Below are 21,436 nucleotides of genomic sequence, written 5' to 3' on the forward strand. Positions count from 1 at the left end.
CTTGGATTTGGTGGGTAAAATGTATTCTAAGATACATTCCTTCTAGCGAGGGGGTGGAACGAACCACAAAGACACAAAGGACACAAAGATTGATCGATCATATTGTAAGTTAAACTTATCACACAGAACCTAGAAGAGCCATAACCCTTATTTACTGATAGCTGATAACTGATAACTGATTACTGATTACTGATTACTCCTTGACCGAAGAATTTCGGGGGTTTTGCTAGGGTATAAACTTCCGTATTTTGTGCGATTGCTTGACGAATATAGAGAGGAGTTTGTAACATTCCGAGTAAACTCATGCCATCAATTAAACGTAATCCTCCCGTAGTTGTATCGGTGATTAATTCATCCACCACATCGGGATCGGGACGAGTATTTAAAGGATGATTAGCACAGAGAGTAAAACCCCAAGGGGAACCATAACTAGGAGTGGGAGCGCAATAGGAATGAACGTAGGGAAAAACTGCTTTTAAAGTATTCACCAAACGCGCATGATACATCACCGAAGGGGGAGAAACCGGGCCAGATTGGACAACCACAATGCCATTTTCTGCCAAAACTCTTTGTAGTTTTTCAAAGTATTCTTTCGTAAATAGGGGGAAAGAGGGACCCTCTTCGATGGGATCAACCAGATCAGAAATAATAATATCCCATTTATCATTAGTCGTGTCTAAAACTTCTAAAGCATCGGCCACAACTAACTGAAAACGAGGATCATCAAAAGTGCCTTGGTGCATTTCGGGAAGATGTTCCTTACAAGCTGCCACCACATCCCCATCGATATCGATCATCATCACTTTTTCGATTGTTTTCCAACGCAATAACTCCCGCGTTGTCGCACCTTCACCACCCCCCAGAATTAAAGCAGTTTTTGCTTCTTGGTGGGCAATCATTGCCGGTTGCACTAATGCTTCATGATAAATAAATTCATCCCCCGTACAGGATTGCCATTTGCCATCCAGTACCAAGGCTTTTCCATAGGCCCCCGATTCAACAATATACATCTCCTGAAAAGCGGTTTTTTTGTAGGCTAAAATCTGGGAAACCCCATGACTATAAATGTCCCAGGGGGTAATATATTCGTTAACCCATAGATCCGCTTTTAGTTCACTTCCTGCCATAACTAATCCTCCTTGGGGTGAAAAAGGCACGATCTACTATTATACGACAATTGACAGATTTAGATCGTTAACCTGAAATTATCTCCAGGTAATCCCGAAGCTGCCGATAATCGATCGCTGAAAAACGGTAAGCTAGAAAAGATTAGCTTCAAGTAAACTTCTAGCCACTAACCTATGACTAAAAACGAGACTACCGAGAAAAAGATTTTTCTCCTAGATTTTGAGAAACCCCTTTACGAATTAGAATCCCGCATCGAACAGATTAAAGAATTAGCCCAAGAAAATAGCGTAGATGTCTCGGAACAAATTAGTCAACTAGACGAACGAGCTAATCAATTACGTCGTGAAATTTTTAGCAATCTCACCCCTTCCCAAAGGCTACAATTAGCCCGTCATCCCCGGCGCCCCAGTACCCTAGACTATATTCAGGCAATCACCGATGAATGGTTCGAGTTACACGGTGATCGCGGTGGTTACGACGATCCTGCCCTTGTGGGTGGTGTTGCCCGTTTTAACGGTCGTCCCGTGGTGATTATCGGACATCAAAAAGGCCGGGATACTAAGGATAATGTGGCTAGAAATTTCGGCATGGCTGCCCCCGGCGGTTATCGTAAAGCCATGCGTTTAATGGAACACGCCCATCAGTTTAATCAGCCAATTTTAACCTTTATTGACACCCCCGGCGCCTGGGCGGGGGTGGAAGCGGAAAAATTAGGTCAAGGGGAAGCGATCGCCTATAATCTTCGGGAGATGTTCCGTTTAGATGTACCGATCATTTGTACTGTTATTGGCGAAGGTGGTTCCGGCGGCGCTTTGGGGATTGGTGTCGGCGATCGCCTATTAATGTTAGAGCATTCTGTCTATACCGTGGCGACTCCCGAAGCTTGTGCCGCCATTCTCTGGAAAGATGCCAAAAAATCCGATAAAGCAGCAGTTGCCCTCAAAATTACCTCAAAAGATTTAAAAGAGTTAAATATTATCGATCAGATCGTTCCTGAACCCTCCAGAGGAGCCCATGCTGATCCGATTAAAGCGGCAGCCAATTTAAAAGCCGCTATTAGTGAAAATTTAGAGGCTTTATCTTTGTTAACTCCCCAACAACGGCGCGAATCTCGTTATCAAAAATTCCGCAATTTAGGCGTATTTTTAGAGGCTACCGCTTAATCAGTGATCGGTGATCAGTTATACCAAATCCTGTTCACAAAGTAGAAGCATTCGGATAGGAAATCTACGGTTTCAGCGATAGGTTATTACCTCAATGCTTCGCCCCTACTTTCAAAATCTTGCACCTGCTTCGCAAAAAAGCCCCAAACCCCTTACCTCGTCTATATTTTACCTTTATTCAGCCAGCCCTAATTAGTGCGATTAATTCCGAGTTATTATTGGTACATTAATCTTACCAATTAAAAGGCCCCAAAGCCCGATCGTTGTAATCGCCACCCTCGGCAATAAAATGAATTACCATCGATTTACGGGTTAGCAGGTTATTATTAATCTTCCCACCACCATGAATTAACATTCCGTGCCAGAGAAGAATCTCTCCTTTTTTAGCAGTAAATGATTGACAGTCATAATTGTGAGCGCGCTGGTTAACATAATCTTGGTATTGGGGAATTTGAGCGGCAGTAATATTTTTAAGATTGACGGCGGGATAGTCTGGAAAAAAGTCAGTTACTTTGATATTTTTATGAGATTTAGGATAAAAAATTAGTGGGCCAGCATCGGCGGAAATATCTTCCAAGGCAATCCAAACACCGACTAAATGATTAGCAGGATGAACATAAAAAACTGCCATATCCTCATGCAACCCCTGCTCTGTACCGTGCAGAAAGTTGATGGAATATCTCGGTTCGCAGGATTTGCCAATAATTAAATTAACTAAATCTCTCAGATTTTGATTGTCAAAAATTGCTCGAGCAGCGGGGGAAATCTCATGAAAGGCATGGAGTCGCCAAATAGAATTAACTAAGGCTTTTCTTTGCTCGATATCTAGGGCTAAAACTTGCTCGTGACTTAAACTCGCTGGTAGATTTTCTGCTTGAATGCCTTCAATTCTTAATCCAGGGATAGCCGATTCTAGGAAAAATAAATCGGCTAATTCTGCTACTAAATTATCGATCGCCGTTGCGGGAATTAAATCTTTGACAATACAATAACCCAATTCTCGCCAATGGTCGAGGAGTTGATATTCTCGTTCGGAAATTCGCCGTTGTTGACGAGCTTTTTGCAGGGATTTTTCCGCTCGCGATCGATCTAACCAGGGTAATTCGGCAGTAGAATCGAAAGACCAGGGCAAATTTTTTAAGATATCGGCAATTTTAAAAATCATGGTGAGTCCATCTTTTCCGAGCTACTTTCGGACTATTTTAATCCATGAGTGTTCGATCTACCCTGTCAACAGATATAAATTATTTGAAAAACCCCCTAGGATGAGTTAGGAGGTTACAGGGAAAAAATCAATCAGGGTTGATGGGATTAACTAGCGCTAACTTCAGCAGGATAAACGCTAACTTGACGGCGACTTTTATCCTTGTATTCAAATTTGACCACACCATCAATTAAAGCGAATAAAGTATCATCGCCACCACGACCGACATTTTTACCCGGGTGAACTTTAGTACCCCGTTGACGGATGAGAATATTTCCCGCTTTTACCACTTGACCACCGTAGCGCTTAACGCCTAGGCGTTGGGAACGAGAATCGCGTCCGTTGCGGGTACTACCCGTACCTTTCTTATGAGCCATAATTTCTCTCCAAATGCTTTTTTGATTCTAAAAGTTATTCTTCTTCATCGCTACTATCTTCCACAACTTCAGCGCCGGAGGTAGCAGCAGTGGCGACTAGGGTTTTACCGTTATAATTGATTGAATCAATCATAAAACGGGTAATTTCTTGACGATGACCGCGTTTTTTACGGGTTTTCTTTTTCGGGCGCATTTTATAGACAATAACTTTTTTGCCCCGACGATGTTGCATGACAGTCCCTTCCACGGTAGCCCCTTCGATAAAGGGCTGACCGATGCTAATATCATCCTCATCATGGATTAATAGCACTTTGTCGATGGTATGGGTACTTTGTTCATCGACGTGAAGAAGTTCGATATCGTAATAGCGACCGGGTTCTACCCGAATCTGTTTGCCACCGGTCTCAATAATTGCGTAACTCATGAATTTTCTGCGCTCGTTTTGCCGTACAGGTAGCTGAAAAAATTCCAGCTTTTGTGCTAATGTCCTCACCTGATCCGAGCAGGAATTGACACAATTTACTATTATCTAATATTCGGGCGGCAATTGTCAAGCTTTTAGCCCACCGATTGGCTATATACTGAAAATAATCTTACGAAAAACTCAATTAAACCGTTATGGAACAGTGGGAAAGCAGAGGACACCTGTTAACCGAACAAATTAACCCAAACAGCCTCAATTTAGACCAATTAAACCCGCTCGAATTGGTGGATCTCTTCAATCGCGAGGATGCCCAAACCCTAACAGCGATCGCCATAGCCCGGCAAGAATTGGCCCTAGCGATCTCCCTGACCAGTCAAGCTCTGGCTAAAGGTGGTAGACTCTTTTACATTGGGGCGGGAACCAGTGGCCGGCTGGGGGTTTTGGACGCGGCCGAATGTCCTCCCACCTTCTGCACTCCCCCGGAATTGGTACAGGGAATTATTGCTGGTGGAGCGGCGGCGCTGGTGCGTAGTTCCGAAGATTTGGAGGATAAAGCGGAAGATGGGGCGGCCGTGATTGCCCAGCGAGAAATTGACGAATTAGACGTGGTAGTGGGGATTACCGCCGGGGGTACCACCCCCTACGTTCACGGGGCTTTACAGGCGGCAAAACAGCGAGGTGCGACGACGATTGCTATTAGTTGTGTCCCCGCCGAACAAGTCGAGATCGCGGTGGATGTGGATATCCGCTTATTGACCGGACCAGAACTTCTGGCCGGCTCCACCCGCCTGAAAGCGGGAACGGTGACGAAAATGGCTTTAAATATCCTTTCCACAGGGACAATGGTCATGTTAGGCAAGGTTTACGGCAACCAGATGGTCGATGTGGCTGTTACTAATCATAAACTCCATGACCGCGCCCTGCGGATTATCTGTAACCTTAGCGATATTAGTCGTGAGGAAGCGGCAATTTTACTGGAAAAAAGTGGCCGCCGGGTTAAACTGGCTTTGTTAATGCAGAAAACGGGACTTTCGGCGGCGGCAGGACAAGAATTGTTACAAAAGCATCGAGGGCAATTACGGGCCGCCCTGCAAGCTTATAATCAAATTGATTGATAAAAACCTATTGATTTTGACTTTCCTATGGTTAATATTTCTTCGGAAATTGCTGCGGTCGCTGTTATTTTCCTCGTCGCTGGTGCTATCTTGACTTGGAGTTTTTATCGAGCTAAACCCTACGGCCAACTGGGAATTTTACCTTGGTTACAATCCTTGGTACTAATCGCTCCTTGGTTAATTTTTTTCGGGCTATTTGCGGCGGGAATTTATCTCAATCTAGCGGTAATTCTCTTTTTACTGGTTGCTTCCACCATTATCTATATTTATTTGGGCAACCGTTTACGCTTACTGAAAACCAATCAGATAATTGAACCGAAATTTAACCAGGCAGTTAGCCAGTCCGTTACTCCTCTAGAAACCACGGCAGCGGTGACAGTAATTGTACCAGATGTGATTCCAATTCCCGAAGAGGATTTAAAAGTTATTCAGAGCATTTTTGGGATAGATACTTTTTTTGCCACCGAGACTATCTCTTTTCAGGAAGGGGCAATTTTTAAAGGCAATTTACGAGGAGAACCGGATATCGTTCACTCTCGCTTAACCCAGAAATTAAGTAATCATTTTGGCGATAAATATCGTTTATTTCTGGTGGAAGGAACCGAGGAAAAACCTGTGGTAATTATCCTTCCCAAAACTAACGATCCTAGTCCTGCCACTCTTGCTCAAAAAAATCTCTCTTTAGTTTTGTTAGTAGCCACCATTGTCACCAGCTTAGAAGCGGCGGGAATTTTATTGGGTTTTGATTTGTTTAGTAATTGGCAGAGATATCGAGAAGCAATTCCCCTGAGTTTGGGTTTATGGTCGGTATTAATTGCCCACGAAATCGGTCATCTAATTATCGCTAAACGCCATAATGTTCGTCTCAGTTTACCCTATTTTCTTCCCACTTGGCAGATTGGTTCTTTTGGGGCGATTACTCGTTTTGAATCTTTATTACCTAACCGCAGTGTCCTATTTGATATAGCTTTCGCTGGTCCTGCTTTGGGAGGTTTGGTTTCTTTAATCTTATTAATTGTTGGACTAACTTTATCTAATTCGGCCAGCCTTTTTCAAATCCCTAGTACCTTTTTCCAAAGTTCAATTTTAGTGAGTTTTTTAGCGCGGATAGTTTTGGGCGACGAGTTACAAAATGCCGTTATCTCCGTGCATCCTTTAACTGTTATCGGTTGGTTAGGATTGGTGATTACCGCCCTTAATTTACTGCCCGCAGGACAGTTAGATGGTGGCAGAATTGTTCAGGCTATTTATGGTCGCAAAATTGCCCGCCGCACCACTGTGGCCACTTTGGTCATTTTGGGCATTATTTCCTTAGTTAATCCCAGTAATCCGATTCCTCTCTATTGGACAATTTTAGTCGCTTTTTTACAAAGAGAGTTGGAAAGACCGAGTTTAAATGAGTTAACCGAACCCGATGACACCCGCGCTGGTTGGGGTTTATTACTACTCTTTTTAATGTTAGCGACTCTGATTCCTTTAAGCCCTAGTTTAGCAGGACGGTTAGGCATCGGTGGCTAAATACTTCCCCGAAATTCTTGCCATTGATTGCCGTCAAAAAAAAGCTTGACAAAAACTCAAGTCTTGACTTATAATTTTCTTATAATGGGAATCCGTGTCCGCCTATAGACCCCTGATTTTTCCGTAAAATATAGCCTCCAGCATTTACCCCTGAAGATTTGACTTTTGGAGTTGCTCAAAATGTCTAACGAAACTGTCACTTATTCCCTAGAAGCTGTCCTGACAAGGATTGAGGGGAAAATCGACTCTCTGGAAAAACGCCTTGACGAGAAAATCGACTCTCTGGAAAAACGTATTGACGAGAAAATCGACTCTCTGGAAAAACGTATTGACGAGAAAATCGACTCTCTGGAAAACCGTATTGACGAGAGATTTGACAAGATAGAAGACCGGTTAACTAAAGTAGAAATAGGACAGGCCGAACTCAAGGGAGATATTAAAGCTTTAGACGAAAAAATCAATGGATTAACTGCAAGGGTTGCCTATCAGGAATTCACCAATCGAGGGATTCTGATAGCACTGGTGGTCGCTATTTTAGGAGGTGCCGCTAAACTTTTTGGTTTTTTCCCTAATCCTTAGAAGTTGCCGGTAGCCGTACCTAGTAGATAGGCTCTTCCCCAAAATTTTTCGCTCATTACCCCGATCATCCGTTAGAATAGATTCAGAATTCAAGGATAAAATCTCATCTATGAATCCCGTTGTTTTGGTGCATGGTTTTCTGGACACTACGGCTGTTTTTAAACCGATGAGCGAGTATTTAAATTATCATGGTTGGCAGGTGCATAGTTTTAACCTAATTCCCAATCATGGTTACGAAAAGTTAGAAGTTTTAGCAGGTCAGGTGGACAATTATATCGAGAAAAACTTTGCTAAAGAGCAGAAAGTAGATCTGATTGGGTTTAGTATGGGAGGATTAATTACCCGCTACTACCTGCAAAGATTGGGAGGAGTGGCAAGAGTGCAACGTTACCTAAATATTTCTGCTCCGAATCGAGGCACTTTAACCGCGTATAGTTTACCCTTAGATGGGATTAGACAAATGCAGCCGGGGAGTCAATTTCTAGAGGATTTAAATCAAGATTGTCAACAAATTTTAAATAAAATTAAAACCACAATTATCTGGACTCCCTACGATTTAATGATATTTCCTGCCCATAGTTCCCGTTTATCGGTGGGCAAAGAAATTTCCATTCCCGTATTGCTTCATGCTTGGATGGTCAAAGATAGCAAAGTTTTAACAACAATTAAAGAGACCTTATTAGAATAGAAATACTGGTTGTCTCCAACACCTGAACAAGATCAAAATATTACCGACAAAAACGTTAATTATCATCAAAAAAGCTTGACTTAACGTTATAATTGTGCTAGGCGATCAAATTCCCCTAGGTGTCACTATGTCCACTCAAGAACCCACCCTAACCGATGTTCTCAACGAATTGAAAAGCTTCCAAACAGCAGTAAATCAACGTTTTGAAGCGATAGACCAAAGTTTTGAGGCGATAGACCAACGTTTTGAAGCGATAGACCAAAGTTTTGATGCTATGGGGCAACGCTTTCAGGAAATAGACCAACGTTTTGATGCTATGGGGCAACGCTTTCAGGAAATAGACCAAAGATTAGACAAGCTCGACTATAAATTTGACACCTACGAAAAAGCCTCCGAGAAAGTGCTGAGATTAGCCACAACAATTATTATCGCAGCCGCCACCGTAGCGGTTTTACCCTCGGCCTTTCAGGCAATCGGCCCCCTATTAACCCAAATAATCGCCGCCGGCAATAACTAACTTGTGATCGAGACTTGACGATTGCATGGTATGATAGGGGTTTTGGAACTATTGTTTTAGGTCAAGATCATGGCGAAACGAATGCAGGTTATCCTCAATCAAAAAGTCAGCAAATTAGGCGAAAATGGCGATGTGGTGGAAGTAGCCCCCGGTTATGCCCGCAATTACCTTATCCCCCAAGGTGTGGCCGTTTTAGCCACCAAGGGCGCGATTAAACAGGCAGAATTTAGGAAAGAAAAAGAGCGTCAACGTCTCCTCGCTGAAAAACAAGAAGCGGAAACCAGAAAAACTGCGATCGAAAAACTCAGTCCCTACACCATCCCTAAACAGGTGGGTGAAAATGAGGCAATTTTTGGTACTGTCACCAGTCAAGATGTGGCCACGGTTATTCTAGAAAATGCTAAATTAGAAATCGATCGCCGTGGTATTACCGTCCCCGATATCGGTCAATTAGGAGTCTATAAAGTACAAGTCAAACTCCATCCCGAAGTTAGTGCCGATATAGAAATTAAAGTAATTGCACAATAACAATTATCGGGGCATAGTTATCAGTAATCGGTGAAAACTTATCAGAGCAATTAACTAGCTGATGGCTGATAGCTAATAGCCATTCACATCTCAAAAACTATGACTCATCCCACGGATCTAAAAACCCTAGCACGCTGGATGGCGGCGGATTTTAGTAATCAAGAACAAGCTTTTGCTAATCCGCCTTTTTTCGCCCATATTCGCGTGTGTATGCGTCCTTTACCCGATGAATTACTGGGGGGAACCAGTTTATTTTTAGAGCAGGCCTACGATTTTATGCTCAATACTCCCTATCGTTTGCGAGTATTTAAATTGTCGGTAGTCGATGACCATATTGAACTAGAAAACTTTAAAGTTAAAGAGGAAGCTAACTTTTTTGGTGCTTCTAGAGAACCCCAGCGTCTCAAAAATCTCAGCTTAGAACTATTAGAACCGATGGCGGGTTGTGATATGAATGTCACTTGGACAGGTAACAGTTTTAAAGGGGTGGTGAAACCGGGTAAACAATGTTTAGTCTTTCGCAAAGATAGAATGACTTATTTGGATAATAGTTTTGAAATTAGTGAACGGGGATTAATTAGCGTTGATCGCGGTTTAGATCCCGAAACCGATCAATTAGTCTGGGGTTCGATCGCCGGTCCCTTTGAGTTTGTGCGTCGCAGTAGTTTTGCTGAGGAAGTGTGAGAAAAATTCTCGGTTTTTAGCTAGGGCTTGCTGAATAAATCTAAAAACCTTGTTGGATAAGGCTTTTAGACTTTTTTGACCTCAAAAAGTGCCGACCATTGGAGGGATCGGGGGTAAAATTCAGGTACTTTTTCCCTAAAAATTAGGTAACTGACTACCTCAAAATCGGTAAAACCCTACACCCCACACCCCACACCCCACACCCTGCCCCCACCAACAAACTTTTTCAGCAGACCCTAGCTATGAAAATCGCCACATGGAATGTCAACTCGATTCGCAGCCGACAAGAGCAGGTAATTAACTGGTTACAACTCAATTCCGTTGAGGTTTTATGCTTGCAAGAAACCAAGGTAATCGATCGAGATTTTCCCAGAGAAGCTTTTGAATCTTTGGGTTATCATCTCTATATTTCTGGACAAAAATCCTATAATGGTGTGGCGATTTTTAGCCAGAAACCCATGGAGGATATCACTGTGGGATTTAGTCCCATTATCGGCGAAAATTTAACAGGAGAACTGGACGAACAGAAACGGCTAATTACTGGAGTAATCGGCGATATTCGGATTATTAATCTCTACGTTCCTAATGGTTCTTCCCTAGATAGTGACAAGTATATCTATAAGCTTAAATGGTTAGAAACTCTTAGGAAATATCTAGATAAAATTATTAATTCTCAACCTGAAGAATTATGTATCTGCGGAGATTTTAATATTGCCTTAGAAGATAAAGATATTTATGATCCCAAAGGCAAAGAAAATCATATCATGTCTTCAGCTAAAGAAAGAGAAGCTTTAGAAAAGGTCTTAGAAATTGGCTTACAAGATGCCTTTAGAAAATTCACATCGGACCCAGGACATTATAGTTGGTGGGATTATCGCAGCGGCGGTTTTGCTCGTAACCGAGGTTGGCGAATCGATCATCTTTATTTAACTCCTCAGCTATACGAAAAAGCCGTTAATTGTCTGATCGATCGAGAACCCAGAAAACAAGAAAAACCTAGCGATCATACCCCCGTTATTCTGGAAATATCAAGCCAAAAATAGCTAAAGGATCAACCTAGACTTTGCACAGCCAGAATTTTGCTCTGTTAGCTTCCCTAACCGGGGACTTTCAGCTTGAGGATTTATTCGGTAACGAGAAAATGCTATGATTCGGGTTGAATTTACCAAGTTTATTAAATTATGCGTTCTCCCCAATTAATTGTTCTATTGCTCGGTTTATCCCTTCTCCCCAGCATCTCCCCCCCTTTTGTCCACGCTAATCCCTCGATAGTGCCGGTGAAACAATCGAGTAATCGCGATGGGGGACAAACAATCAAGGAAGCGGAAATTAAAGCAATGATTCAAGACATTGAAACCGCTATTAAAGATAAAAATATCGCCCTAATCCTCAAACACTATGCCCCGTTTATTTCCTCGCAATTGACCATTAAAACCGATGCTAGTACCGAAATTTTTGAGTTAAATGGCATCACGGAACATAAAATATTTTTAGAGGAATCCTACAAAAATATTAGAAGTATAGAGGTTCTTTCTGAGAATTGGGACGTGGATATTCTTGCTAATGAGGAGATGGCGATTATCACTCGCGAGCGGGTAATCAATATTACCAACACCGAGGGTGATAACTATATAGTGGCATCGGAAGCAGTGGCTAAAGTCGCTCCCATCGACGGTAAATTGAGGATCTTTTCCATTCAAGAAACCGCCGAAGTGGGACGCAGACCAAAAAAATAATCAACCTCTCCGGTTGGGACTGGACCAACCCGACTCCCGCCGTCTTCTTCCCTCGATAAAACCGTCATCGTAGTCTCTAGAATTGCGCGGATTATCATAGCGGGCAAAGTTAAACCCGTCCTCTAGTCCGCGCTGAAATTCTTGCTCTGGTGGCACAAATCGATAACGTTGTCTATTATCCTGTACCGCCCGGTTGATTAACAAGGCCCCCGCTCCAATACCAACGGCCTCACCAAAGGTTAAAGACCTAGCATAATCGATGTTAATTGTCAAGAAAGTTGTTGTTAAAATTAAGGCTTTTCCCCAATGCTGACCCATAAAATCCTCCTTAAAAAAATCAAGTTGACAAAGAAACCATTACAGATACAGAGTTTCTCATAAAATCGACCACCGACTTCCCAAAACGGAAACCTTGTACCTCACCATTACGATAACTGCTATGAGCTAGATTTAGAAGAATGGGAGTGAAAGCGAATCCCCAAAAAGACATCGTAGAGGAAACTCCAGAAATTCTTACCTTGCAGTAAACCTAAAGACTGTTCACACTCTTTTGCGTCTAAAAGCGGTTTAGTGGCATAGTATGCCGGTTGGTATTTGTACCAGGGAATCGACGGCCAGAGATGATGCACGAGATGATAATTCTGCCCTAAAATCAGCAGATTTAACAGGGGACTGGGGTAAACGCGGGCATTTTTCCAACGATTACGCTCTTGGAAAGGACGATGGGGTAGATAATCGAAAAATAAACCGAGGGCAATTCCCACCACTAAAGCAGGAACAAACCAAAAATTCATCACATAGCTGATAAAACCGTATTGACAGGCGACGATGACTATGGTAGCCACAAAAAGACGACTGAGGAACCATTCCAGCAGTTCGTATTTCCGCCAGAGTTGCCGCTTAAAAAAGAAAATCTCGTGATAAAAAAATCTGGCCGCAATCATCCACAAAGGGCCGCCAGTGGAGACAAAATGATCCGGATCATTTTCGGGATCGTTAACGTGAGCGTGGTGCTGTAAATGGACTCTAGTGAAGACCGGAAAGGCAAAACCGAGCATTAAAGCACTGCCATGACCTAAAATAGCATTAAATAGCCGATTACTATGGGCAGAATTATGAGAGGCATCGTGGATAACTGTCCCCGATAAATGTAAAGCGAGGACATTAGCACTAAAACAAATCCAGTCAGGCCAGGACCATAGCCAATAGCCACAGGTAGATAGGGTTATTAGGCTCAAGGCACTGAAAAACATGGTAACGTTTGGGTTGAAGCCCCCCGGTGCTTTTAAATACTCTTTGGGGACTGTCAGCAACATCTCGGCCGACTGCATTATGGGTGTTGCTCCTTATTGTGTTCGCTTTACTGGCGTAAATTATCATACTACGGCTTTTTCATAAAGTTTTGTAACATTATCTTAATTAATCTAACCTCTGAAGAAAGTAAGGATTTGTTATATGGTCTTCCCCCCCAGTCCCCGAGGGAAAAGCGAGGCTACAAGAGAAAATCACGGGCGCTTAACGCCAGTTTCGCACTTAAACGATTAAAAAATTTGGCTAGAGACTCGGCTTGAGAGGGAGCGATCGCCTGTTTCCCCCCTATCACCGATTCTACTCTATCCCGATCGCCGAAAATATCCACAAGACACTCCCTATCGATATCGAATTCATCCAGTAACGATTCTAACGTAGCGGTAGGATTTGTTCGGGCGATCGGATAATGTTTCCGCTCGTATTCTTCCACTAATAACACCAATAAATCGAATAATAGTCCTTCGTCATTGCTTAACTCGCGTGACATCATCCCTTCAATTATGCTTAAAAATCGCTCGTATTCTTGGGAGTTATTAATCGGTTTCGGTTGATACTGCAAGCGACCTTGAACCTCTACTAAATTTTTCCAGTTAGCCTTACTAGCGAAGTTATACCAATCCCTAAGAGCTTCTTCTGCGTCCGAGTGGCGCTCCCAAAACTCTCGTAATTTGACTTTACTGATCACGCCCATCGATCGCTAGTTTTATTGTTCTCTTTAACTTAGATAAGTAGCTGGTTATAATTAAATTAAAAATGGATTTTAGGTTCGATCCCCCCTGCCCCCCTTGATAAGGGGGGTGCCGATCCCCCCTGCCCCCCTTGATAAGGGGGGTGCCGATAGGCGGGGGGATCTCCCTTAATAAGGGGGGCATCTGATAATTTTTAACGCCTACCTACTTAAACATCGATCGCTCTGATAATCATAGTATATGTCAATTTTACCGATCGCTCCCCGCACCCCAGAAAAGCGCACCACTTCGCCGCTCTCTTGGGAGATCGCCCTCAATCCCCAATCGAGTAATCAATAGCTAGATAAAGCATAATAAATATAAATAGCAACAACCTTGACAAAATCGGGGGGGGGGGGGGTAAGATTTGGCTAGACTTTAAACAAATTCAAGTCAGAATATGTCCCTGAAAAAATACTTCAACAAACCCCTAACCGTCGCCCTCGCCACGGTAGCCACCGCCACCCTCGCACCAGTTGCCAGCGCCGCAACTTTTAACTTTTCCTACACCTCCAGCTTAGGAACCATCACTGCGACGGTGGACGGAACCCTGCAACCAGATAACAACACGGTATTCGTCAGTTCTATCAGTAATACCACCTTTAACGGCTCTGCCGCCCCCGCTCTTCCGTTCGTAGGTTCTTTTGCCGGTGTCATCTCTAGTGGTTCTGTAACGGGTCAGGCGGTGCTATCCTTAGACGGATCAGGACTAGATTTTACCGCTTGTGACACGACGTTGTGTGATAATAATGGATTCGGCTTTAGACCCGCTGGCTTTGGATCTCCGGTTGAGCTTTTCGCTTCCGGCGCTGGCTACGGTTCTGTTAGCGAACCCTTCGTTATCACCAATTATTCCCTGACCCCGGCTGGCACTACCACCGTTCCCGAACCTGCGACGGTTCTCGGTTTACTCTCCGTTGCCGGGGTGGGTTTATTGTGCAAAGGCCGGAAACTGGAAAAGTAATTTTGACCGATTGATCCCCCCTGCCCTCCTAGGGTTGATTCATAGTAGGGGACTTGCGCTTTGATAATGTACCTTTTGGGCGAACGCAGTTCGCCCCTACATTGTGGACAAAATCCGTTACTGTAGGGGCGCAAAGCTTGCGCCCTCTGATCGATTGGGATATTATTCTCACGCAAGTCACTAGGGTTGATTATAAGTAGGGTTGATTCATGAATCAACCCTACTTATCAAGGGGGGTGTCTGACAACTTTTAACGCCTACCTACTTAACTAAAGGGATTAATAATCATCAATTGATTCTCGATTCGCTGACCATGTTGTAAATCTTCACTGTAGAGAATTTGACAGCCCGCTTCCAGAGCGCTGGCCAGTATTAAACTATCAAAAAAAACTTTATCGGGCATTAGCCTCGTCCCGATCGAATCTAAATCCCCGTGTATTTAAAGAAATCGCCTCGAACATCGTTTTTTCAGTTTTCTGGCTCGGATCGGGGACGATTTCCGAGTCATCCAAAACAATCACGCGTATCATCTTACCTTCCCATCGAGAAGAATATCGGGGGGGAACGCTCACCCGACCCTTATGAATAACCGTCCTAAATTCGATCGCTTCCATACATGGCTCCAATTAAACCCTATCTCTACTTTAGCTCTAGAGTTAAGGGAGCGAGTTAGGACGTATTTTAGAGACTAGAATAAGGTTAAAAATCGCTTGGAGGGTTTACGGTGATGGAAGGAAAAGAAACAGGACTAAATGAACGGGAACTAGAGGAAATTCTGGAAATGGCGCGGGATGCGGCGGAAAAAGCCCGATCGATGGGCGAGGTAATTACAGAAAATTCAAAAAAATGGCGAGAAAGAGCAGAAAGAATCAATCGAACGGGATCGAGATAGCGATCGAGTATTTCTTCGATTATAGGAGCGATCGAACTTGTATCGGAAAAGCGATCTCGATCAGGGGGTAAAGCAGCGAGAGGAACCCTTGTCACATCGAAACATTTCCTTAAGATATAAGACCGAAGGTCCAGTCTGGATACAGAATTGATATACCTAGAATCGCTACTCTGGCTCACCCTCTAGGCCATTCCCTTCCAGACTGCTAGGCTATTAGACAAGATGAATAACAATCAAACTCCACGGAAACAAGGACTATACGATCCCCAATTTGAACATGATGCTTGTGGTGTCGGTTTTATCGTTCATAAAACGGGTAAAAAGTCCCACGATATTGTTGAACAGGCCTTAACAATTTTACTAAACCTCGATCACCGTGGCGCGTGCGGTGCGGAAAAAAATACCGGAGATGGGGCGGGTATTTTATGCCAAATCCCTGACCTATTTTTCCGGAAAGTGACCAGTAATCTAGGTTTTACCTTACCAGCAGCCGGACAATACGGGGTAGGAATGCTCTACACGGCCCCTGATGCCGAAATTCGCGGGAAAAGTCGCCAGGAATTCGAGAAAATCGCCGCCGAAGAGGGGTTAAAAGTTCTCGGTTGGCGTGATGTTCCCACGGATAACTCTAGTTTGGGCAATTCGGCCAAATCTACCGAACCCTTTATCGAACAGGTTTTCATCGAACGCGATGCCAATTTAAGCGATGATCTGGCCTTTGAACGCAAATTATACGTTATTCGCAAGCGTTCCCACCTTAATCGTCAATCCTTTAATCGTTACTGGTATCCTTGCAGTATTTCTAGTCGTACCATTGTCTATAAAGGGCAATTAATGCCGGTACAGGTGGGTGACTATTTTCCCGATTTACACGACCCCGACTTTCAAAGTGCTTTAGGATTAGTCCATTCCCGTTTTAGTACCAATACCTTCCCCAGTTGGGAACGCGCCCACCCTTACCGTTATATTGCCCACAATGGCGAAATTAATACCCTGCGAGGTAATATTAACTGGATGCACGCCCGTCAGTCGATGTTTGCCTCACCCTTATTCGGGGAAGACATCAAAAGAATCCAGCCGGTTATTAATATCGAGGGTAGTGACTCCTTAATTTTTGATAATGCCCTAGAATTAATGGTTTTATCGGGGCGTTCTCTTCCTCACGCTGTCATGATGATGATTCCTGAACCCTGGGCAGCCCACGAATCGATGAGTGATGAGAAAAAAGCCTTTTATGAATACCATTCCTGTTTGATGGAACCCTGGGATGGTCCGGCCTCGATCGCTTTTACCGATGGTACGATGATGGGAGCAGTGTTAGACCGCAATGGTTTACGTCCTTCCCGTTACTACGTCACCAAGGATGACCTAGTAATTATGGCATCGGAAGCGGGAGTTTTACCCATTGAACCGGAACGCGTCGCTTTTAAAGGTCGTCTGCAACCCGGCCGGATGTTCCTTGTGGATATGAAAGAAGGTCGTATCGTGGCCGATGAGGAAATAAAAGAAGCTATTGCCAACGCTAAACCCTATCGCCAGTGGTTAAACGAAAATTTAGTCAATTTAGACGATTTACCGGCGGTGGAAACTGCTCCACCGGAAACTTCTGTTTCCCTAATTCAACAGCAAACCGCTTTCGGTTACACTTTTGAGGAATTACGTCTTTTATTAGCCCCCATGGGCCGGGATGGAGTGGAAGCAGTGGGTTCCATGGGTTCCGATACACCCCTAGCCGTCTTGTCCGATCGGCCAAAACTGCTTTATGATTACTTTCAGCAGTTATTCGCCCAAGTCACTAACCCCCCGATTGACTCAATTCGCGAAGAAATTATCACCTCTCCCATCACCACTATCGGCGCTGAGAGAAATCTCCTGGATCCGCAGCCCGAAAGCTGTCACCTGATTAAACTTAACTCTCCCATCCTCACTAACGCCCAATTAGCGCGTTTACAGGGCAATAGCGAATTTAAAACCGTGACTATTCCCATTCTCTTCGATCCCACTTCGGGAGTCGAGGGGATGCGTAGCACAATTGAGGCAATTTGTCAAGAGGTGGACGAGGCAATTTTAGCGGGCGCAAGCATTATTATTTTAAGCGATCGAGGTATCGATAAAAATCACGCCCCGATTCCCTCACTGCTGGCGGTTGCCGGTTTACACCATCATCTCATCCGGCAGGGAACCCGCACCAGAGTGGGCCTTGTCCTGGAATCCGGCGAACCCCGGGAAGTGCATCACTACGCCCTTCTCCTCGGTTATGGTTGCGGTGCGATTAATCCCTATCTAGCCTTTGCCACCCTCGGCAGTATGATCGAGGAAGGATTATTGGTAGGAGTTGACCACCAGACCGCCTGTAAAAACTACATAAAAGCCGCCACCAAGGGCGTAATTAAAGTGGCCTCTAAAATTGGCATTTCCACCCTGCAAAGCTACCGTGGGGCGCAAATATTCGAGGCTATCGGCTTAAATCGATCGGTAGTCGATCGCTATTTTACTTGGACAGCTTCCCGCATTGAAGGGGCCGATTTAGAAATTATTGCCAAAGAATCCTTACTCAGACACGGCCACGCTTTCCCCGACCGGGATGTTAATGTGCATACCCTCGATATTGGCGGTGAATATCAATGGCGTAAGGACGGGGAAGCCCATCTTTTTAGCCCAGAAACCATTCATACCCTGCAACAAGCGGTAAAATTGGGCAAATACGACCTCTTTAAGAAGTATTCCCAACTGGTCAACCAACAGAATCAAAAATTCTTCACCCTGCGGGGACTATTAACCTTTAAAAACCGGGAAAGTATCCCCATCGAAGAAGTGGAACCGATTGAAGCGATTATGAAACGCTTTAAAACCGGGGCCATGAGTTACGGGTCCATTTCCAAAGAGGCCCACGAATCCCTCGCTATTGCCATGAATCGTATCGGTGGCAAGTCGAACACCGGGGAAGGGGGGGAAGATTCCGAGCGCTACACTTGGACAAATGAACAGGGAGACTCGAAAAATAGTGCCATTAAACAGGTAGCTTCCGGCCGTTTTGGTGTCACCAGTCTTTACCTCTCCCAAGCGCGAGAATTGCAGATAAAAATGGCCCAGGGGGCAAAACCGGGGGAAGGCGGTCAATTACCGGGTAAAAAAGTCTATCCTTGGATTGCCAAAGTCCGTCACTCCACCCCCGGAGTTGGTTTAATTTCTCCCCCACCCCACCACGATATCTACTCGATTGAAGACCTAGCGGAGTTGATTCATGACCTAAAAAATGCCAATCGTGCGGCCAGAGTGAGCGTAAAACTGGTTTCTGAGGTGGGAGTTGGCACAATCGCCGCCGGAGTCGCTAAAGCTCACGCCGACGTGGTTTTAATCTCTGGTTTCGATGGTGGGACCGGCGCGTCACCCCAAACCTCGATTAAACACGCGGGTTTACCCTGGGAGTTGGGACTAGCAGAAACCCATCAAACATTGGTGTTAAATAATCTTCGCAGTCGCATTGCGGTGGAAACCGATGGCCAGATGAAAACCGGCCGCGATGTGGTGGTAGCGACCCTATTGGGGGCCGAAGAATTCGGTTTTTCGACCGCGCCACTGGTAACGTTAGGCTGTATTATGATGCGGGTTTGTCATCTTAATACCTGTCCGGCGGGGGTAGCGACCCAGGATCCGTTATTACGGAAGAATTTCATCGGGGATCCTGAATATACGGTGAATTTCATGAAATTTATCGCCCAGGAAGTGCGGGAAATTATGGCCGAATTGGGATTCCGCACCTTAAATGAAATGGTGGGGCGAACTGATGTATTAGAGCCGAAACAGGCGGTAGAACATTGGAAAGCGAAAGGAATTGACCTAACTCCGATTCTCTATCAACCGGAGGTAGCTCCAGAGGTAGGACGCTATTGCCAGATTCCCCAGGACCACGGTTTAGATAAGTGCTTGGATATAACCGTTTTACTGGATTTATGCAAGGATGCCATTGAAAAAGGCGAAAAAGTCAAGGCGACACTACCGATTAAAAATATTAACCGCGTGGTGGGGACGATTTTAGGCAACGAAATCACTAAACGTCACTGGGAGGGTTTACCCGAAGATACCGTACATCTCCATTTTCAGGGCAGCGCGGGGCAAAGTTTCGGTGCTTTTGTTCCCAAAGGGGTGACACTGGAGTTAGAAGGGGATGCCAATGATTATGTGGGTAAGGGTTTAAGCGGTGGCAAAATCATCGTTTATCCGCCCAAAGGTTCCACTTTTGTGGCCGAGGAGAATATTATCATCGGTAATGTGGCTTTATACGGCGCGACCAGTGGTGAGGTGTATATTTCTGGGGTTGCTGGGGAACGTTTTGGGGTGCGTAACTCTGGGGTGACTACGGTGGTTGAGGCTGTTGGCGACCACGCCTGCGAGTATATGACGGGGGGTAAAGTCGTTGTTTTAGGGCCCACCGGTCGCAATTTCGCCGCCGGGATGAGTGGTGGTGTCGCCTACGTCCTCGATGAGTCGGGGGATTTCGCCACTCGTTGCAATACCCAAATGGTGGCTTTAGAGGCGCTAGAAGGGGAAGAAATCGACGATTTACGCGAGTTAATTCAACGCCATGCTGATTACACCCAAAGTCAAAAAGCAGCCCTGGTTTTAGCAAATTGGTCGGAAATGTTGCCCCAGTTTGTTAAAGTAATGCCCAAGGATTATAAGCGGATGTTGCAGTGTATTAAAGAGGCGTTAGATTCCGGTTTAACCGGCGATTCTGCTCTCGATGCGGCTTTTGAAGCCAACGCCCGCGATGTGGCAAGGATTGGCGGTAGTTAGAGTTTAATGGGGGGCTGAATAAGCCCCCTATTGTATAGATACGGCAAAATATGGTCAAAAATCAACTTCCTAATATAAATTCTTTGCAAGCTCTAAATCGTTTAGAACTTCAGATTCAAAGTTCTTTTAAAAAAATTAAGCTAGGAGATGCCTTATATTCTTTACACAGTTTAAAAAATCAACATTCACAGCTTAATGCGACTACGCCAGAATTTTTACCTTTTTTAAATGCTGGGGCGGCTTTATTTGCTATCAGATTTTGCACTCCTAGTAAAGTAGAAACAACAATTAAATATCACGATCTTAGATGTTTGGTAAATTTGACTTTAAAATATTTACTGGCAGATCCGATAACTTTTGATGAAGAACTTAAAAATGAATTTATTAATTCTAACCCTGTTTTTTTAATGCTCCGTTTAGTTAGTCATCAGTTCCCATTTCAACCGAATATTTTTGGTCAATTTGCACGTCCAGTTATTCTATTCGACGAGATACCCAGACAATTAAATGACTTACCTAATATTCCTAAATTTGATTTTGCAAAAAAATTTCAGGAAATTAGCGATGTTTCTTTGAGCGACTTTATTAATACTGGTTTTTGTATATATAGTTTTTCTTCTATGCATTTTAGTATTAGTAGAAACTATTTTAAAGTTGCCCGTAAAAAAGGTTTAAGTCTTCCAGACGATTATTCTATCAATAAAATTTTATTACAACTTTCGGCGGATAAATCAAAGTTTGTAAATCTATATGAAGAAAGAAAAAATGAAGATGATAGGTTCAAAGCCTATAATTTCAATCCACTGGTACAGTATCCACTTATTAAACCTTGTCAGAATAAACAATTTTCAATATTAGAAAAAGACTTTATTCATGCACCAGTTCCTGACTTAATAGCTTCGAGAATTTCATCAGGAATTTTTTATCAAATGTTTAATTACTATCGCCAATTCAAAAATGAAACGCATCAACCTCAAGAGTTGACAAAGAAAGGCTCATCAGGTACTGTCTGATCATTAACAAAAACAAATCAGACCCAAAATGAGCCACCAACATCTTAACATAGAACAAAGAAACTTGCTC

General features: G+C 43.9%; 23 protein-coding genes. 14 read left to right on the forward strand and 9 right to left on the reverse strand.

Going from position 1 to position 21,436, the window contains the following annotated elements; all coding sequences use genetic code 11:
* Window positions 1-179: 179 nt before the first annotated feature.
* Window positions 180-1,127, reverse strand: coding sequence for a fused MFS/spermidine synthase (locus IM450_RS12735; RefSeq protein WP_287664171.1), 948 nt, complete (start codon window positions 1,125-1,127; stop codon window positions 180-182).
* 174 nt (window positions 1,128-1,301) lie between these two features.
* On the opposite strand from IM450_RS12735, the gene accA reads away from it, so the two are divergent.
* Window positions 1,302-2,291, forward strand: a complete 990-nt coding sequence (gene accA / locus IM450_RS12740) for an acetyl-CoA carboxylase carboxyl transferase subunit alpha (RefSeq protein ID WP_002744097.1) — start codon at window positions 1,302-1,304, stop codon at window positions 2,289-2,291.
* A gap of 232 nt (window positions 2,292-2,523) precedes the next feature.
* Here accA and IM450_RS12745 read toward each other — a convergent pair whose 3' ends face one another.
* From IM450_RS12745 to rplU, 3 genes are all read right to left on the reverse strand, one after another.
* Window positions 2,524-3,456 carry a phytanoyl-CoA dioxygenase family protein gene (locus tag IM450_RS12745; protein WP_287664169.1) on the reverse strand — a complete coding sequence of 311 codons (933 nt, stop codon included), beginning with the start codon at window positions 3,454-3,456 and terminating at the stop codon, window positions 2,524-2,526.
* Between the two features lie 146 nt (window positions 3,457-3,602).
* Window positions 3,603-3,872 (reverse strand): 50S ribosomal protein L27, encoded by a 270-nt coding sequence (rpmA, locus tag IM450_RS12750; protein WP_002744094.1) that lies wholly within the window; start codon window positions 3,870-3,872, stop codon window positions 3,603-3,605.
* 34 nt (window positions 3,873-3,906) lie between these two features.
* Window positions 3,907-4,296 carry a 50S ribosomal protein L21 gene (gene rplU / locus IM450_RS12755; RefSeq protein WP_002800643.1) on the reverse strand — a complete coding sequence of 130 codons (390 nt, stop codon included), beginning with the start codon at window positions 4,294-4,296 and terminating at the stop codon, window positions 3,907-3,909.
* A gap of 194 nt (window positions 4,297-4,490) precedes the next feature.
* Here rplU and murQ point away from each other — a divergent pair, with 194 nt between their 5' ends.
* From murQ to IM450_RS12800, 9 genes are all read left to right on the forward strand, one after another.
* Window positions 4,491-5,411 (forward strand): N-acetylmuramic acid 6-phosphate etherase, encoded by a 921-nt coding sequence (gene murQ / locus IM450_RS12760; RefSeq protein ID WP_287664166.1) that lies wholly within the window; start codon window positions 4,491-4,493, stop codon window positions 5,409-5,411.
* Window positions 5,412-5,438: 27 nt separating this feature from the next.
* The gene (locus IM450_RS12765; RefSeq protein ID WP_002800641.1) at window positions 5,439-6,929 is read left to right on the forward strand and encodes a site-2 protease family protein; all 1,491 of its coding nucleotides are present in this window, start codon (window positions 5,439-5,441) and stop codon (window positions 6,927-6,929) included.
* A 180-nt stretch (window positions 6,930-7,109) separates the two neighbouring features.
* Entirely contained in the window at window positions 7,110-7,508 is a 399-nt protein-coding gene (locus tag IM450_RS12770; RefSeq protein WP_002800640.1) for a DUF4164 domain-containing protein, read from the forward strand.
* Between the two features lie 109 nt (window positions 7,509-7,617).
* The gene (locus IM450_RS12775) at window positions 7,618-8,196 is read left to right on the forward strand and encodes an esterase/lipase family protein (RefSeq protein ID WP_002800639.1); all 579 of its coding nucleotides are present in this window, start codon (window positions 7,618-7,620) and stop codon (window positions 8,194-8,196) included.
* 94 nt (window positions 8,197-8,290) lie between these two features.
* Complete coding sequence (locus IM450_RS12780; protein ID WP_287664160.1) at window positions 8,291-8,713, forward strand: hypothetical protein; 423 nt, start codon at window positions 8,291-8,293, stop codon at window positions 8,711-8,713.
* A 69-nt stretch (window positions 8,714-8,782) separates the two neighbouring features.
* A complete protein-coding gene (gene rplI / locus IM450_RS12785; protein WP_002737358.1) occupies window positions 8,783-9,241 on the forward strand; it encodes a 50S ribosomal protein L9 in 459 nt (152 codons plus the stop codon).
* 99 nt (window positions 9,242-9,340) lie between these two features.
* Entirely contained in the window at window positions 9,341-9,925 is a 585-nt protein-coding gene (locus IM450_RS12790) for a chromophore lyase CpcT/CpeT (RefSeq protein ID WP_045358415.1), read from the forward strand.
* Window positions 9,926-10,167: 242 nt separating this feature from the next.
* Window positions 10,168-10,968, forward strand: a complete 801-nt coding sequence (gene xth / locus IM450_RS12795; protein WP_287668753.1) for an exodeoxyribonuclease III — start codon at window positions 10,168-10,170, stop codon at window positions 10,966-10,968.
* 138 nt (window positions 10,969-11,106) lie between these two features.
* Window positions 11,107-11,661 (forward strand): hypothetical protein, encoded by a 555-nt coding sequence (locus IM450_RS12800; RefSeq protein ID WP_002800635.1) that lies wholly within the window; start codon window positions 11,107-11,109, stop codon window positions 11,659-11,661.
* On the opposite strand, the gene IM450_RS12805 is transcribed toward IM450_RS12800, so the two are convergent.
* The 3 genes from IM450_RS12805 to IM450_RS12815 form a co-directional block, all read right to left on the reverse strand.
* The gene (locus IM450_RS12805; protein WP_002782546.1) at window positions 11,662-11,979 is read right to left on the reverse strand and encodes a hypothetical protein; all 318 of its coding nucleotides are present in this window, start codon (window positions 11,977-11,979) and stop codon (window positions 11,662-11,664) included.
* 119 nt (window positions 11,980-12,098) lie between these two features.
* Window positions 12,099-12,992, reverse strand: a complete 894-nt coding sequence (crtR, locus tag IM450_RS12810) for a beta-carotene hydroxylase (RefSeq protein ID WP_002800634.1) — start codon at window positions 12,990-12,992, stop codon at window positions 12,099-12,101.
* A gap of 161 nt (window positions 12,993-13,153) precedes the next feature.
* Complete coding sequence (locus tag IM450_RS12815) at window positions 13,154-13,663, reverse strand: transcriptional regulator (RefSeq protein ID WP_287668736.1); 510 nt, start codon at window positions 13,661-13,663, stop codon at window positions 13,154-13,156.
* A 437-nt stretch (window positions 13,664-14,100) separates the two neighbouring features.
* On the opposite strand from IM450_RS12815, the gene IM450_RS12820 reads away from it, so the two are divergent.
* A complete protein-coding gene (locus IM450_RS12820) occupies window positions 14,101-14,664 on the forward strand; it encodes a PEP-CTERM sorting domain-containing protein (RefSeq protein ID WP_287668739.1) in 564 nt (187 codons plus the stop codon).
* 265 nt (window positions 14,665-14,929) lie between these two features.
* Here the strand turns inward: IM450_RS12820 and IM450_RS12825 are convergent, their stop codons facing one another.
* Both IM450_RS12825 and IM450_RS12830 read right to left on the reverse strand, forming a co-directional pair.
* Window positions 14,930-15,067, reverse strand: a complete 138-nt coding sequence (locus IM450_RS12825; protein ID WP_162496092.1) for a PIN domain-containing protein — start codon at window positions 15,065-15,067, stop codon at window positions 14,930-14,932.
* On the reverse strand, window positions 15,057-15,194 hold the full coding sequence (locus IM450_RS12830; protein WP_287668744.1) for a hypothetical protein: 138 nt from the start codon (window positions 15,192-15,194) through the stop codon (window positions 15,057-15,059). The genes IM450_RS12825 and IM450_RS12830 overlap by 11 nt, the downstream gene beginning before the upstream one ends.
* A gap of 197 nt (window positions 15,195-15,391) precedes the next feature.
* On the opposite strand from IM450_RS12830, the gene IM450_RS12835 reads away from it, so the two are divergent.
* From IM450_RS12835 to IM450_RS12845, 3 genes are all read left to right on the forward strand, one after another.
* Window positions 15,392-15,556 (forward strand): hypothetical protein, encoded by a 165-nt coding sequence (locus tag IM450_RS12835; RefSeq protein ID WP_016515505.1) that lies wholly within the window; start codon window positions 15,392-15,394, stop codon window positions 15,554-15,556.
* 222 nt (window positions 15,557-15,778) lie between these two features.
* Window positions 15,779-20,353 carry a glutamate synthase large subunit gene (gene gltB / locus IM450_RS12840; RefSeq protein ID WP_287668747.1) on the forward strand — a complete coding sequence of 1,525 codons (4,575 nt, stop codon included), beginning with the start codon at window positions 15,779-15,781 and terminating at the stop codon, window positions 20,351-20,353.
* A gap of 50 nt (window positions 20,354-20,403) precedes the next feature.
* On the forward strand, window positions 20,404-21,366 hold the full coding sequence (locus IM450_RS12845; RefSeq protein WP_287668750.1) for a hypothetical protein: 963 nt from the start codon (window positions 20,404-20,406) through the stop codon (window positions 21,364-21,366).
* Window positions 21,367-21,436 lie beyond the last annotated feature (70 nt).

Source organism: Microcystis sp. M083S1, from assembly GCF_020246405.1.
GTDB classification, from domain to species: Bacteria; Cyanobacteriota; Cyanobacteriia; order Cyanobacteriales; family Microcystaceae; genus Microcystis; species Microcystis aeruginosa_C.

Coding starts and splice junctions, on each gene's coding strand:
- gltB (WP_287668747.1), top strand. CDS start 15,779: ATGAATAACAATCAAACTCCACGGAAACAAGGACTATACGATCCCCAA.
- rplU (WP_002800643.1), bottom strand. CDS start 4,296: ATGAGTTACGCAATTATTGAGACCGGTGGCAAACAGATTCGGGTAGAA.
- xth (WP_287668753.1), top strand. CDS start 10,168: ATGAAAATCGCCACATGGAATGTCAACTCGATTCGCAGCCGACAAGAG.
- IM450_RS12790 (WP_045358415.1), top strand. CDS start 9,341: ATGACTCATCCCACGGATCTAAAAACCCTAGCACGCTGGATGGCGGCG.
- IM450_RS12745 (WP_287664169.1), bottom strand. CDS start 3,456: ATGATTTTTAAAATTGCCGATATCTTAAAAAATTTGCCCTGGTCTTTC.
- accA (WP_002744097.1), top strand. CDS start 1,302: ATGACTAAAAACGAGACTACCGAGAAAAAGATTTTTCTCCTAGATTTT.
- IM450_RS12820 (WP_287668739.1), top strand. CDS start 14,101: ATGTCCCTGAAAAAATACTTCAACAAACCCCTAACCGTCGCCCTCGCC.
- IM450_RS12845 (WP_287668750.1), top strand. CDS start 20,404: ATGGTCAAAAATCAACTTCCTAATATAAATTCTTTGCAAGCTCTAAAT.
- murQ (WP_287664166.1), top strand. CDS start 4,491: ATGGAACAGTGGGAAAGCAGAGGACACCTGTTAACCGAACAAATTAAC.
- IM450_RS12825 (WP_162496092.1), bottom strand. CDS start 15,067: ATGCCCGATAAAGTTTTTTTTGATAGTTTAATACTGGCCAGCGCTCTG.
- crtR (WP_002800634.1), bottom strand. CDS start 12,992: ATGCAGTCGGCCGAGATGTTGCTGACAGTCCCCAAAGAGTATTTAAAA.
- rplI (WP_002737358.1), top strand. CDS start 8,783: ATGGCGAAACGAATGCAGGTTATCCTCAATCAAAAAGTCAGCAAATTA.
- IM450_RS12830 (WP_287668744.1), bottom strand. CDS start 15,194: ATGATACGCGTGATTGTTTTGGATGACTCGGAAATCGTCCCCGATCCG.
- rpmA (WP_002744094.1), bottom strand. CDS start 3,872: ATGGCTCATAAGAAAGGTACGGGTAGTACCCGCAACGGACGCGATTCT.
- IM450_RS12770 (WP_002800640.1), top strand. CDS start 7,110: ATGTCTAACGAAACTGTCACTTATTCCCTAGAAGCTGTCCTGACAAGG.
- IM450_RS12815 (WP_287668736.1), bottom strand. CDS start 13,663: ATGGGCGTGATCAGTAAAGTCAAATTACGAGAGTTTTGGGAGCGCCAC.
- IM450_RS12735 (WP_287664171.1), bottom strand. CDS start 1,127: ATGGCAGGAAGTGAACTAAAAGCGGATCTATGGGTTAACGAATATATT.
- IM450_RS12765 (WP_002800641.1), top strand. CDS start 5,439: ATGGTTAATATTTCTTCGGAAATTGCTGCGGTCGCTGTTATTTTCCTC.
- IM450_RS12805 (WP_002782546.1), bottom strand. CDS start 11,979: ATGGGTCAGCATTGGGGAAAAGCCTTAATTTTAACAACAACTTTCTTG.
- IM450_RS12800 (WP_002800635.1), top strand. CDS start 11,107: ATGCGTTCTCCCCAATTAATTGTTCTATTGCTCGGTTTATCCCTTCTC.
- IM450_RS12775 (WP_002800639.1), top strand. CDS start 7,618: ATGAATCCCGTTGTTTTGGTGCATGGTTTTCTGGACACTACGGCTGTT.
- IM450_RS12835 (WP_016515505.1), top strand. CDS start 15,392: ATGGAAGGAAAAGAAACAGGACTAAATGAACGGGAACTAGAGGAAATT.